This is a genomic window from Paenibacillus sanguinis 2301083 = DSM 16941, from assembly GCF_000374825.1.
GTDB lineage: Bacteria > Bacillota > Bacilli > Paenibacillales > Paenibacillaceae > Fontibacillus > Fontibacillus sanguinis.
The window spans coordinates 79,048-93,962 of sequence record NZ_KB895378.1 but is presented as its reverse complement, the minus strand read 5'-3'; the positions used below and the strand labels follow the sequence as shown (position 1 = coordinate 93,962).

General features: G+C 48.7%; 7 protein-coding genes and 1 pseudogene. All 8 read left to right on the top strand.

The genetic code is table 11. From position 1 onward, the window contains the following. The first annotated feature begins 117 nt into the window (after positions 1-117). The 8 genes and pseudogenes from C557_RS0106540 (at position 118) to C557_RS0106505 (ending at position 14,650) form a co-directional block, all read left to right on the top strand. A complete protein-coding gene (locus C557_RS0106540; RefSeq protein ID WP_018751038.1) occupies positions 118-3,339 on the top strand; it encodes a hypothetical protein in 3,222 nt (1,073 codons plus the stop codon). Positions 3,340-3,644: 305 nt separating this feature from the next. Next, on the top strand, positions 3,645-6,848 hold the full coding sequence (locus tag C557_RS0106535) for a hypothetical protein (RefSeq protein ID WP_018751037.1): 3,204 nt from the start codon (positions 3,645-3,647) through the stop codon (positions 6,846-6,848). Positions 6,849-6,895: 47 nt separating this feature from the next. Continuing rightward, positions 6,896-11,488, top strand: a complete 4,593-nt coding sequence (locus tag C557_RS25375; protein ID WP_018751036.1) for a polymorphic toxin-type HINT domain-containing protein — start codon at positions 6,896-6,898, stop codon at positions 11,486-11,488. Between the two features lie 166 nt (positions 11,489-11,654). Beyond that, positions 11,655-12,011 (top strand): hypothetical protein, encoded by a 357-nt coding sequence (locus C557_RS0106525; RefSeq protein WP_026263333.1) that lies wholly within the window; start codon positions 11,655-11,657, stop codon positions 12,009-12,011. 249 nt (positions 12,012-12,260) lie between these two features. Further along, positions 12,261-12,533, top strand: a pseudogene (locus C557_RS23070) (IS110 family RNA-guided transposase); the annotation flags it as partial. Further along, entirely contained in the window at positions 12,524-13,144 is a 621-nt protein-coding gene (locus tag C557_RS0106515) for a polymorphic toxin-type HINT domain-containing protein (protein WP_018751033.1), read from the top strand. The pseudogene C557_RS23070 and the gene C557_RS0106515, both read left to right, overlap by 10 nt. A 6-nt stretch (positions 13,145-13,150) precedes the next feature. Next, positions 13,151-13,690, top strand: coding sequence for a hypothetical protein (locus C557_RS0106510; RefSeq protein ID WP_018751032.1), 540 nt, complete (start codon positions 13,151-13,153; stop codon positions 13,688-13,690). A gap of 234 nt (positions 13,691-13,924) precedes the next feature. Next, positions 13,925-14,650 carry a hypothetical protein gene (locus C557_RS0106505; protein ID WP_018751031.1) on the top strand — a complete coding sequence of 242 codons (726 nt, stop codon included), beginning with the start codon at positions 13,925-13,927 and terminating at the stop codon, positions 14,648-14,650. Positions 14,651-14,915 lie beyond the last annotated feature (265 nt).

Genomic DNA, 14,915 nt, shown 5'->3' with positions numbered 1-14,915 from the left:
GACCGTTTTTTTTCCAGCATTTCCGAAACCGGTTTCGGACGGCGTGGTTGCCAGGTTCTTGGGATATGTTGATGGGCTTGCAGCCTGCACACACTTATAGAACGGAGGAATAAACGAATGTCTAGCTATAGCTTCGACCAAAATGCTTTTATCATTGATCAGTACGACCGGGCCAAGCCCTTCTCCAGCTTCCTGCCCGGGCTTGCCGGATTAAAGGGAATTCCCATGTGGACGTTCTACGTCAATCGCGGGCAAGGAATTTGCAGCTTTGGAGTACGGGACAAGAACAGTCCGATTATGGAGTTCTCGCCTGCCAGTATTACGTATCAATCGGTTGCGATGAAGGGATTTCGGACCTTTATCAAGGTGGCCGGGGGCGAGGGGATTTATGAGCCCTTCCAGAGCGCATTTCCCGACAATTCGGCTGTCCGCAGCATGCGTATTCTGCCCAATGAGCTAGTGATATCTGAGGTGAACAAGGCACAGGGGCTGGAGTTGAAAATCACTTATTTTCAGGTGCCCAACGATGACTATGCTGCATTGGTTCGCCAAGTCGAGATCACAAACATTTCTGACACGCCGATCCGGCTGGAAATGCTGGACGGCTTGCCGGAGATCCTTCCTTACGGTGTAGAGAATGCCGGTTATAAGGAAGTCGGGAATTTGCTGCGAAGCTGGATGGAAGTGGGGAATATGGACAAAGGGATCCCTTATTATCGCGTCCGTTCCAGTACTCACGATGAGGCTGAGGTCAGCGAGGTGCAAAGCGGACATTTCTACCTGTCCTTTGGCGATGATGGCCAGTTAGTACCGACGATAGCCGACTTCTCCGTGATCTTCGGGGAGAATACGTCGCTGGCTTATCCCGAACGGCTTGCTTCCGCGGGACTGGCTGCGCTCATGGCGGAGGCTCAATATTGCACCAATAAGGTGCCATGTGGATTTTCCGCTCTGCAGGCAGAGCTTGACCGGGGAGAAAGCCGACGTTTGTACACGCTGATTGGGCACATCGATAGTGTAGACCGGCTCAATGCGAAGGCAGCCTCCTTGACGGATCCAGCTTATATTGCCAGAAAATATGCTGAGGCGAGAGAGCTGACGGAAGAGCTAACGGCTGACATTACCACGAAGACAGCCTTGCCGCTGTTTGATGCTTATTGCAAGCAAAGCTATCTGGACAATTTCCTGCGTGGCGGATATCCGTTTATTTTTGAGAATGGACGGGAAGGCTTTGTTATCCATCTCTATTCCCGCAAGCATGGCGATCTGGAGCGTGACTATAATTTCTTCTCGATCGCCCCGGAGTATTACTCCCAGGGGAACGGCAATTTCCGCGATGCGAACCAGAATCGCCGCAATGATATTTATTTTAATCCCCGTGTGGGGACATTCAATATCCGGACGTTCTTTAGTCTGATTCAGGCGGATGGATACAATCCACTCTCTGTGGAGGGCACCAGCTTCCGCGTACCGGAGGAGCGAAGCGGAGAACTGGAGGCGTTCCTGAACAGGGCGGTGGCCTCAGGGCATAAGGAACTGGCGGAAATCTGCCGGAATTCGTTCAGACCGGGCAACATTATTTCCTATGTCATCTCCAGTGGCACAGGGCTTAACGTAGAGCAGGAAGAGCTATTAAACGGGATTTTATCCCTCTCCGAGCAGCATATTGAAGCATCCTTCGGGGAAGGGTATTGGTCCGATCATTGGACGTACAATATGGACCTCATTGAGACATACCTTGACGTCTTCCCCGATCGAAAGGAAAAATTGTTATTTGCAGAACAGGACTATACGTTCTTCGATAGTCCGGCCCGGGTGCTGCCGCGCAGTGAAAAGTATGTGCTTAGCGGGGGCCATGTTCGCCAGTTCGGCTCCTTAGTCCATGATGAAGAGAAGCTGAGCCGATGGGGACTGACCATGCAGGCTACGAACTGGCTGAGAACAGGGCAGGGTACAGGCGACATCTACCGTACGAACCTGATCGCCAAGCTGGTGGCGTTGGGACTGATTAAGTTCGCCACCCTTGATCCTTATGGCATGGGGATTGAAATGGAAGGCAATAAACCGGGCTGGAATGATGCCATGAACGGCTTGCCGGGCTTGTTCGGCTCGGGAATGAGCGAGACGTTCGAGCTGCAGTGGTTATTGCGGTTTGTGCATCAGGTATGCCTGGAGCAATGTGAACGCGAAGTTATGCTGCCGGAAGAAATGGCGGAATTGCTCAAGGATGTAGGCGTACTGCTGGAAGATCATTTGACTGGAGTGTCGGATGCTTTTACCTATTGGGATCAGGTAGCCGGAGTGCGCGAGCGGTATAGGGAGGCCATTCGCTTTGGTATTCGCGGAACAGAGGAAAGCTTCCAGCTCAGCGTGGTTGCTGATCTGACAGCGCGGATGCTAGAGAAGCTGGAACGGGGTATCAGGCAGGCCGTGGACATGGGCAATGGGCTGACGCCGACCTATTTTGCCTTTGAAGCAACCGAGTTTGAGGCGGTTGTTAATGAACAAGGAGAGCCGGTAATGAGCGGCTACGGCTTGCCCAAGGCTGTAGTGAAAGCTTTCCACGCGCGTCCCTTGCCTCACTTTCTGGAAGGGCCTGCACGCTGGATGAAGGGGGCCAAGGACCCGGTTGAAGCGAAGCGGACATACGAGCTGATCTATAGCAGCGACTTGTTCGACAAGAAGCTGGGGATGTACAAGACATCGGTTAGCCTGGCTGAGGAAGGACATGAAATCGGGAGAATTCGCGCCTTTACCGCAGGCTGGCTGGAGCGGGAATCGGTGTTCATGCATATGAGCTATAAATATCTGTTGGCATTGCTCAAGAGCGGCCTGACGGATGAATTTTTTGCTGAAATCAAGACTTCGCTGGTGCCATTCCTTGATCCGGCGGTCTATGGACGAAGCACGTTGGAGAATTCCTCCTTCATCGCTACCAGCGTCAACCCGGACCCGGCTACGCACGGGCGTGGCTACGTGGCCCGGCTAAGCGGCTCAACGGCAGAGTTCCTTAGCATGTGGGTTACGATGATGGCCGGGCAGCAAATCTTCCGCGTTCAGGACGGAGAATTACAGCTACGCTTAAGCCCATTGCTCCCCGGCTGGATGTTCGATGAAGCGGGTAAGGTATCCTTCCGGTTCCTCGGCGCAACCGAGGTGAGCTATCACAATCCAGCGAAGAGAAACACGTATGGGGAAAAGGGGGCAGCCGTTCAGCGGCAAACCCTGTATCAAGCCGATGGACATCCCGTAGTGATCGACGGTCCCGTTATTCGAGGGCCACTGGCCGAAGCGGTGCGCAACGGGCAGGTTGTCCGGATTGAGGTGGAGCTAGGTTAGTATAGCAATGGTGTAGTTATTTTCAATTAAATAGAGGACTCTGAGTTTCTGGCTCGTTGTGTGAAAGAATCCATCTCATGGTTTGTGAGGTGGATTTTTTTAAGTTTATAGAATTTATAAGTTTTCAGCGGAGCTGAACAATCCTATAATCGCAAGAAAAACTACCGCTTAACGTGGTTTGACTTCAAAGATAGTACATCAATAGATGTTTTTTTATGGTTCAAAATCCCTATTTATCAACTATTTTGAATTTCCGATAAAGGGGAGGTAAGCAAATACGGAATATGGAAGTGGAGGAAAAGTGTATGAGGATCAAGAGAGCGCTGCTATCTTGCCTGGCTGTAATTCTGGGGCTTGGCAGTCTGGGTGTGGCGCCGGGAGCAACAGAAGGAGCGCCAAAGTCAGTGATTCCGACGGCGGCGGTGTATCGGTCTGTAGCTGACGTTGTAGCTGGCAAATCGTTCAAAGCTGCTCAGCCAGCGGTTACGGAGGCTGCTTATACGACGGTGACGGACAGTGTTTATTTGATGGCAGACAAAATCGAGCTGGTAATCTATCCCGGTCAAAGTGTTCAGTTCACCAATGATACGAACAAGCTTTTATCCGTCAGGACGGATGCCAGAACCACCAACGATATCCGCTACGATTACGTCGCCTACAATGGTGATGGCAAAGTGAGTGCCGACGATATAGCCCATACCAGCAGCGCCAGTGTATATAGCAGGGGTGGGACCACTATAATCACCGTGGACTATGCCTCGCCCTTGACCGTCAGCTTCAGTCCGGAGCTGACGTATTCCTATTCCCCGGTTCCTGCTCTACTTAAGAAGACATTGTCCAAGGGGGAGAGCTATCTTTTCTCCAATCAGGCCTATGCCTCCCGGTCAATTATGAGCGATGCGACCGCAGCGAACGGAAAAAGATACGATTACGCGGTCTATCAGGAAGATGGTTCTTTGAGAAGATCGAACTTCGAGGTTTCTATCAAGCCTAGCTTCAGTGTAGGAGATACCATCATCCTGACTGGAGCTTCGGATGAGCCTGTTACGGTCGCTGTTCCATACGAAGGCTTCTTTGGTTACGAGACGGATGAACCTGCTTATGACAGTGTTCCTTTATCGCAGGGCGAAAGCTACATCTTTACCAATGTAGGAACGAAGCAGGACCGGGTGGAGCATTCCGGAACGGCCAAGGACAAATTTGACTACGTAGTATACAACGAAGACGGTACAGAAACCTCTCGAGGCAGCAATACCACTACCTTGCCGCTGGTGGCCGTAGGCCGATATGTCGTGCTTACCTTGATTACGGAGAATTCGCTTCGGGTAGGAGCGCCTTACCGAACCTTTATGGGAGGAGACCGGCGGAATGACGCAATTAGCCGTGTGACTCTGTCGCCGGGTATCTCTTACAGATTCACGAATAATGGCACGCTTACCAATCCAGTGAACAATAATGCAAGAAAGGTCAGTGGACGCTACGATTATACGGTCTATAAAGCGGATGGAAGCTATTATTCGCAGGGCTTTGACGCGATCAGTACGCCAAAACTACCCGCAGGCGGCTTTGCCATCATTACGGTGCAGGGGACGGCGGGTATTACCTTTGATTATACGGATGACTTCACGGCGGAGCCTAGCAGTGAGCCTTCGCATTTCCGGGTGACACTCTCGCAAGGGGAGAGCTATGAATTTCGCAATATATCAAGCAATCGGCGTACGCTCAGAACCAACGCCAGTTCCAGCAACCGGTTTGACTGGGTGGAGTATTACCCGGACGGATCCCAGCAGAGCAAGAGAGCCAACACGTACACCGACCCTGTAATCTCTGGTGGTAATTCGATCGTCGTCACGGCTGTGTCCGCTCCGGTCACCTTTGGGGCGAATTACCGACTGTTCTCCTGGCAGGGCAAGCCTGGCGAAGCTATCTCCAAGCAGCTTATTGGCTTTGGGGAATCCTATCAGTTTGCAAATGGCGGCTCCAAAAGCATTACTATCAATAGCAATGCTGGTGATATAGGGGGTCATTTCGATGCGGCGATCCATGCCGAGGATGGCAGCGTGTATAGAGTAGGCTTTGAGGACAGGGGAGATGTGGTGATTCCGGCAGGTGGGTACGCCATTATTACAGGTCAATCCGCAAGTGCAATCACGATTTCCTATACCGATACGATTAGTGTAACGCCTGCGGCCTATCCGGCGTTGCTTCGAGCGAACGTAACGCCGGGTTCCTCCTACACTTATCGAAATATCAGTTCAGATATGCAACGTTTATATAGTAATGCCTCAACAAATGTGCTTTTCTCTTATGTGATCTATCGTCCGGATGGAACTGTTGATAGTAAGGGCTCCAGACGTTATTCTTCTGTGCCCGTATCCTCAGGCTATTCCATTACCGTTACCCCACTAACAGCTTCTATTACTTTCGGTGGTGTGTATACAGCCTTTACAGGTGCACCGGGTGAACCTCAGGAGAAGCCTCAGGTGACTTTAAACAAAAATGAAAGTTATGTGTTTACCAATTTGCAGCCAAGCACCCAAACGCTGAGCAGCGATGCACAGGCCAGTCAAGCGGCGTTATTTGATTATGCGATCTACCTGTCAAGCGGGGCCGTGGACAAGGCGGGGTTCGATCAGGTCGGGAATCTCTCCGTCCCCACGGGGAGTCAAGTGGTGGTAACGGTGACGACAGACCCACCGGTGACCTTCACTTATGGGGAGGGTTTTCAGGCCGACCCAAGCTCAGAGGCCGCGTTATTGAAGCGGGTGCTGGAGCCAGAGGATCAGATCGGGTTCAAGAACAAGAGCAGCTTTGCCGAAAAGCTGCTGACCAATGCGAGCCTTTCCGAGGCCCGATACTTCGACTATACGATTCTGGATGCCAGTGGAAGTGTGGTGGGTGAAGGGGAGCAGACCGCGACCTCGTCCCCTATCCCTGCTGGCGGGACCATAGAGCTGAAGATGACCTCGGCGAACCCGGTCCTTTTTGCCGCACCTTATCGCAATTTTCAATTTGTGGAAGTCCAACATGATATCTTTGAAGAATTGCCGCACCGTCAGGTGCTTGAAGTGCACAAGGCGGCAGGACAGGGCGGATATTACCGATTCCTGGCGCCTGAAGCGGGGCGTTACCGCTTTGTGACCAAGGAATTTGCCGGGATGTCTCTTGACCCGGTCATGACCTTGTATAGCGAGCCTGATCTGCTTCATCCTTTGGCTTCAACCGATCAGGAGGATGATTCCTTTGGTCTTGATTATACGGTGCTGGAGCTGGACCTGGAAGCTGGACAAGTCTATTACTTGAAGCTGTCCGAGAAAAATGCCTTGCCTCTTGAGCTCGAGTTGATGGTTTCAATCATGGCGCTAGCACCCGAGGCGACCTATAATTATCATCCCGATGGCCGACTGACCCAAATCGTGTTTCCTACCGGGGATAAGCTGATGTATGAATATGACGTGAAGGGAAATTTGCAATATCGCACGAAGAAGGTCTTTCCTTTTGAAGCATGAAATGGACCTGTGAACCAATGACGATGAATTTTCGGAGGGATGTAACGATGTGGAAGAAGGTCATAGGATTCGTACTGTCCCTGTCGCTGATGGGGACGGGCATGTTTCAAACCGTATCCTTCGGTGCAGGAACCCAGCTGCAAACGACGCCGCAGGTGGCTGAGCGAAATACCCTGCAGGGAGATCTGCTCACAGCTTCCGGGATCATGCAGAAGTTTAAGGTGAGCGAAGCCTGGGTGGACGGGCAATTGTCGCAAGGGTATACGTTATATCAAATAGATCAGGCACTACAGCAGGGCAAAGAAGGCTATGCGTCAGCGATCGTGACCGATCAACCGGTACGTCACATGGAGCGAGAGCTGGCTCTGTTATCTTCCAAGTCCAGCCTGGTGCCAGATGCTGTGGATCAGGGGGAAATGGCTGCTCTGCCTTTGGCATCGGCTGCGATTTATGATCAGGCGGCTCTGGAGCAGCTATCGCTGCTGGATGAATCTTCCCTGTACGAGCTATCGTATGGGGAGGATGCGGTAGCAGCCTCGACCGGGGATGTGAGGCTTCGCATAGCGGACCTTACGCTGCCAGGCTCCCTGTCTTTTACTTTGACACGCATGTACGATAGCAGCCGAGCCAGTGAAGAGATAGGGGTAGCTCTGGAGAACGGGGCTTACGTCAACCAGACGAAAGCGCGCCGGGAGGAGCGGGACTCTGCGCTGGGCCGGGGATGGAGATGGGCGCTTCCCTTCGTGGAGGAGCGGGAAGGCCAGCAGATTCTGGATTTTCCGGGTATTGGACGTTACCGGCTTACAGCGGATTTGAAGCTGCAAGGATACCCTTGGGGTGACGTCATACTGATGGAGGACGGTACGCAAACCGTCGGTGAGCTGAAAAGTACCCTGAAGCTGTCCGTATTAAACGGTCATCACTATTATTTCAGCGCTTCCGGCCATCTTATACTGATTACGGATAACTACGGGAACCGCGTCGAGTTGCGTTATACTCCGGGAGCGTCACATGGAGCAACGGTGCTGTCCAGCATCCAGAATAGCGATGGACAGGAGCTAACCTTCACCTATACGGCGGGACGGATGACCGTTGCTCTAACCGGGACCCCGCGAAAAGTGGAGTATGTGACCGCAGTAGCTCATGAACAACCTGTCTTGAGTGAAGTGAAGGACGCCCTGGGGCGGAGTACGAAATATGTTTACGATTATCCGGAGTCCCGTTACAACTTTCTGGCTACTTTAAAGGAGGAGGAGGCCCTCCAGCCTGTGAAGCATTCCGCCTTATTGCGGCGGGTGATGCACCCGGGTTCGGGGACAACGGAGCTGGACTATACCCCGGCGCTCAAGCACCTGGGCGAGTATGCCACGGAGGTTGTTTTTAAGGTCAAAGCGCGTAAAAGCCTATATTCCACGCCACTTGGAGATGTTGCTCTGCACCCTGCTGCATTCACCTACTCGGGAGAAGACTTGACCAGCTATGGACAAGATGCATCCTGGACAACAACGGTGGTTGAAGCGGATGCCACGAGCAGCTTGAAAATTCGTAAGTCATTGGGAGGAAGTGGACAGCCTGATCTCCTTTACCTGGATGAACAGCAAAGGGCAGAAGCATCCACAACCTATCGACAGCAATATCGTTATGACACGGTATCCGGCTGGAATCTTCCGATTCAAGTGACGGAGAGTTATCAGCAAGGGGGAAGCGAGTCCTCGCCTCTAAGTGTCACTTATCAATACAATGAACGGGGGCAGGTGCTGGCTGAGCAATGGAGCACGGGACAGGAGCAGGCTTATGAGTATACGGCTTCTGCGGAGCCTTACTTCTGGTCCTTGCCCCAGCAGGCTCAGACCCAGGTGAACGCAGGGCAAAAACGAGTAGAGCGCTATCGGTATAATGCTCAGGGAAGCCTGCTGCAGGTGGCCGTAAGAGAGAACAGTGCCAGTGGCAAGCTGCTGGCGCAGACGGACTGGACCTATGATGCTTATGGTCATCCAGCTACGGTGATCGTGAAGGATGATGCGCGTACCAATTTAGTGAACTATACGTATGCCTCACCGTATGGGAAGCATCTGTTAACGAAGCAGTCCATGCTCGTTCATGCTGCCAGCGGCAGTGTGAGCAAAGCCGAACAGAAATTTTCCTATGGCCCGGCAGGGGAACTGCTCACGGCGGCGGATGAAGCCGGGGCGGTCACCGCTTATACGTATGATGCCTTAGGACGAATGATTCAGACGTTATACAGCGACCAGAGCACGACCCAGATAGCCTATGATGATGATCGCCATACCGTGACCGTGACGGGGCCGGAAGGGATCACGACCCTGGAGCAATATAATCCATTTGGGTTGCTGATGAAGCAGGTTTTGGGTGAAGCCATTTTTGAATATACCTATGATGAAGCTGGTAATCTGACGGAGCATACCGATGCCGAGCAGAATCGTACGAGATATACGTATGACGGCTTTGGCCGTCCCACTAAGACCTTGTATGCCGACGGCTCGCAAGATGTGACGACATACGATATGGTGAACCGGACGGTGACTTACCAGGATCCCGCCGGGGTGCAGTATCGCGAGCAACTGGACTTGCTGGGAAATACGCTGGCTGTAGAGGAAGGGAAGGGCGGAGCTTTTGTCACCTTGGAGCAAAGCACCTATAATCTGGAGGGCCATCCGGTCACGGTAACGGACGGTAAGGGGCAGCAGACTACGTATCAGGTAGATGCGCTGGGCCGGGTTGTTGCCATTACGGACCCTGAGCAGCGTGTGACGAAGTATACGTATAGTTTGGCCGGTGATTTGATCCGGGTGGACTATCCGGATGGGACTTCTGTCAAGAAAGAGTACAACGAGGTTGGCCAATTAATCCTCCAAACGAATGAACAAGGACGGGTCGAGGCCTATTACTATGATACCCGGGGCAATCTGGTTCGCTTTCTCGACCATGCCAATAAGTTGACCAACTATGAATACAACAAAGATAACGTGCTGACGAAGATAACCACACCGGATCAAACGATCGCGTACACCTATGATGCCATGGGACGCCGCACGGGCATGACCGATGGAACGGGCAGCACGACCTATAGCTATGATCCAAGCGATGGTGCATTGACAGGCATACGTTATCCGGACGGAGCCCGGATCGATTATGACTACAATAAGCAAATGAGAACGGGCTACACGTTTACCGATGCTTCAGGGCGAGCTACGGGAGCCAGCTATACGGTGGATCCTATGAACCGGGTCAGTGCGCTGGAGGTTGTCCAACGGGCAGCGGGAGCAAGCCGGTCTGCCGGAGATGCTGTCTCATCCTTGGCGTCGCGAGCTGTTCCTTCGGTCAATGGGGTTCTGGATCGCATGACCTTTGATTATCAAGCCAATGGGCTGCTGCAACAAGGCGCATCAGAGAATGGGCCAGGCACCTCCTACCGTTATGATGGCTATGATTTGACCGGAATGACGATTGAGGCCGGAGCTATGGCTCGCGCCAAGCAAGCAGCCAGCTTAGCCGGGGAGTTGGGCGCTGATACAACGGGCGTAAATGAGGCCACTGATGCTAGCTTGTCAGGCGAAGCCGCGGCTTTGGATCGGCCAGGTTTCAGTCAGGGTGGAATGGGTCAGGAGCGCAATGATGAGGGTCAGTTAGGGAAATCAACAGGGGCGCAGGCTACCGAGACAGAAGCTGCTACAGAACCCACGGTCACAGAAGCGACCTATGCGTTGTCCACACCAAGGGTAGCTACCGGGCATTCGTTTACGTACCAGTATGATCGGAACAAGAATATAACGGGACGAACGCAAAATGTAGGGTTAGATGTGTTCACGTATGAGGTGCTGAATCGGATTCAGCAGGAAAGTGGGCTTAGTGGGAGCAAGAAATACGCCTATGATCCACGTGGGAATATACAGCAGGTAGAAGGGCGCACTTTGCGTGGTCTGACGGATGCGAACTTCACCTTTGACAGCCTGAACCAGCTAACGCAGGTGAAGCTGGAGAACGGCAAGGAAGTAAGCTATACGTATAATGGCGACGGTTTGCTCTATGAACGAGTAGAAGGAGATCAGCGGACCCGTTATTATTATGATGAAGAAGCCAAATTGATCGCTGAGGCAGAGGTGAAGGGTGGCGCAGCTAGTGTTAGCTATACCTATATCTATGATTTAGGCGGCCGCCTGTGGTCCCGCGTCGATCAAGCGACCAGCGGAGTGCAATACTACGAGCTGAATGATCATGGGGATGTCGTGGGGCTGTTCCAAAAACAGGCTGACGAAATCTATTATGTTCACATCGGGGATGAAATCATCGAGGTTACCGGTGAGCATCCGTTTTGGTTGGATGGCAAGGGATGGACGTTCGTAAAAGACCTGAGAGTTGGAGACTTGCTTGTTTCGAGTGATGGTTCTAAACTTGCAATAGATAAGATTGAGAAAGAGCCGCGAGAAGCAACGGTATATAACTTTGAGGTTGCGGGCTTTAGTTCTTATTTTGTTTCTAACCTTGGTATATGGGTGCATAATTGCTCTATTTTTGGTTTCAAAGTAGCTGATGTACCCAACATGAGCAAGTCACAGCTTCTTGGCAATCTTCCTGATGGATGGAAATATACTGATAATAATGGATTTGTTCATGTGTAAGATGCTAGTGGTGCTATCCGAATGAGAATAGACCCTCCTGATAAAGTCACGAAATATGACCATGTTCATCTTTTTGATGAAAAAGGAAATCCATTGGACATTAATGGTAATGTTGTTGATAGAAAGAGTCCTGATGCTCATATTCCGTATAAAAAGTGAGGTTAATATGGAGTCTAAACAGCTTTTAAAAAAAATTGAAGATATGCATTATTGGGATGCGAGGGTTATTAGTTTGTCTACTGATTTTTTTGGTGATGAACTTGTCTTGGTGTATGAGGATTCTGATGGTGATGTAGTTTACAAATTTTTGAATTGCTATCAGATAAACTATAAACATGCATTAGAATATGACAAAGAAAAACCAATTCGTGAGTTTACAAGATTGCAGCTTCCGTATTTCCTGCAAAATGTTGAACTTGAAGATTATCTTCACGAGGAAACACAATACCTAAGATGTACAATTACAATGCCTCCATTAGAAATTAGTATATTAAGTAAAGAGTGTATTGTCTTTAGAAAGTAACAGTAACTGACCTTGAGGGCGGCAATCCTCAAGGTCTTTTCTTTTACCCCACCCAGTGCCGAATGAATCGGGCGGCAACGTCCCCAAGAACTTAACCCTCATCACCTCCGTATGATATTTATCCGAAACAACTGTACGCACATACAAAATGCTTGAGAATATAACCCTTTTCTCTTAATCTACATCCTCAACATAGCCTTAAAATCATCAGATACCACCTTATTTGGATTCTAAAACCTTACACCAAGCCAAATGAGTAGCGGCGGCAGGGGAAAAGACCGCAATCAGCGGCAAGGAAATCGAGCGTTGAACAAGATTCTGTGGGGGCTAGCCGTAAGACAAGTTCAAACCGCTAGAACGTCCAAGAAGCCACTCAATCCGCTTTTTCATGCGTATTACGAAAAACGACTAGGCGAAGGCAAAAAGAAGAAACAGGCAATCATCTGCATTATGAGAAGGCTTGTGAACATCCTTTACAGCATGATGAAGAATAAAACGGAATACAGGCTTACATGGAAGTAGTTCAACTGCATCGAAATGAAAAGAATACGACTTATAAGCTGTCGGTGGGCAATCAAATTATTGAGACAACTGACAATCATCCATTTAGGGTGGATAGCAAGGGATGGGTATTTGCTGTTGATTTGAAGGTGAGCGATGAACTAGTTCAAAGTAACGGAAATCATTTAAAGATTGACAATATCGAAATCGTACATCACGATGAAAAAGCAAAGGCATACAACTTTACTGTTGCCGATTTCCATACGTATTTTGTAAGCAGTTTAGGTATTTGGGTTCACAATATTGATTATGGTTTTACTTTAAGTAGTAACAATATTCAACACATTGGAAAACATATTGCGAGCGATTTTGCGAATCAAGTACCGTATCTTTCGGATAAAGCACTAGCGTCAAAGTTGAATAAAAACTCATTCTTTAACCCTAGTTGGACTAAGGAAGATATCATAACAGGCGTTCAAAACGGTGCAAATGAAGCAATTAGTAAGGGATTCACAAGTGGTTACTATAATTACTCTTATAAAGGCGATACCATTCAACTTTTCTTCAAGGATGGGAATTTTGATACAGCATTTGGTTCACATAAGTTAACTCCGGCTGATTTCGGGAGGTAGTCAAATTTGTTTGAGATAAAATACCGAATTATCGTTGATGTGGATTATTGGGGAAAAATGAACTTAGAGCAAATTGAAAAGGAAGGAGGGATTGAGGGCTTCTTTCAGTTAAACCTACACTCAGAAGAATATGGTTATTACCATAATAGGGAACTGGCAGAGGGTGAAGAGGGTTTTGACATTATTTCAACTTGGTTATCAAATCTATTAGAAGTGTGTCTGTTAATAGGTGATACTAAGTATATAGCCATAAAGGACACAGAATCTTACAATACATGGCTTGAATTTATTTCTGCTGATAATGACTTACTAGTGAGTGTGGTTCAGTCGGACAGCTTCATTAGTGAGTATGTCATTACCAAGCCTATAGAAAATCGAGTTTATCCCGAATGGAGAGACATCAAAGTCAACAAGAAGAAGTTTATCGAAGAGGTAGTTAATAAAACGGATAATTTTATTACTGACCTATCCCAAATAAACCCTCTCCTAAGTATGAGCCAAAGAATAGTTCAATTACAATCACTGCTCGACAGAGCAAGTTGGTAGATATTAAGAGACCTTGGGTGCGACAACCCTCATTGACGTAATTGTCACCCTCGAGGAATGGGATATCATACTAGAATTAAATAAGTCTATTCTGAAATATTAGCAGTGAGGTGTACCCCCCAAGTGTAGATATTACAATATTCTTGGGGGTTAATGCCATATGGATACTGGAAATAAAGGATGAATTATTACAAAAAGTGAGATGTTTCACTTTGATGTATATGAGGTGTATTTATGAAATTTATATATAATATTCTATACATTATAATATTAACATCTTGTGGTACTGTTCAAGCGTTTATGGCTAATTCAACTTTACCTGGACCAGATCAATTTAAATATGAACTTGGAGTCAAGAAGATGAATTACTCTAGCCGGGGAACTAACGTTTTTTATCCTCAATTTACTACGGTGCATGACCTGGAGTTTATGAAAAAAATGAATGAAATAGTTAAAGAGGATATTACTAAGCTTTATAACGAAATTGATCCAAATCTTCATTTGGAGATGGATTATGTAATTACTCAATTTATGGATAGTATTATAAGTATTCAATATTCGGGACTCATGTATGGGGAGGAAATGCCCTATCCAACAAATCTCTTTTACACAACTAATATTAATACAGACACAGGTGAAAAGGTGAATTTGCAAGATATAGTAAAGATAGATCAAAAGTTTGTCAGCCTCCTGAAAAATGGTCATTATATTTATGTTAGTGATGAATCTAATGAGGAAATTGAAGCGTATGTTAGAGAATTATTTACTAGTTATAGTGATGAAGAACTTATTTCATATTTGAACCAAGCGGATCGAGCTTATGACTCTAATCCGTTAGGGATATTCTCTTACTATTCGCAAACAGTTGGATTAAGTTTGCAAGTTCCTCATGCCCTGGGAGATTATGTGGAAATTGAAATTAAATTAAGTGACTTGGAAGTTCGCAAGAAGATGCCCTAAGGCTCAAACGATTGAAGAAATTGGCATACCTTCATTGTCCATGTTGAGGAAGGGAAGGCTAGCAGCAGGTTGAAATAACTGATTATCGCTGTCTAGAAGGTCTCAATGCCTTTTTAGGCGGCTTCTTTTTTGCATGTGGAGCCATGATGGTGGTGGAATCGGCTGCGGTCGAACCCACGGTCACAGAAGCGACCTATGCGTTGTCCACACCAAGGGTAGCTACCGGGCATTCGTTTACGTACCAGTATGATCGGAACAAGAATAT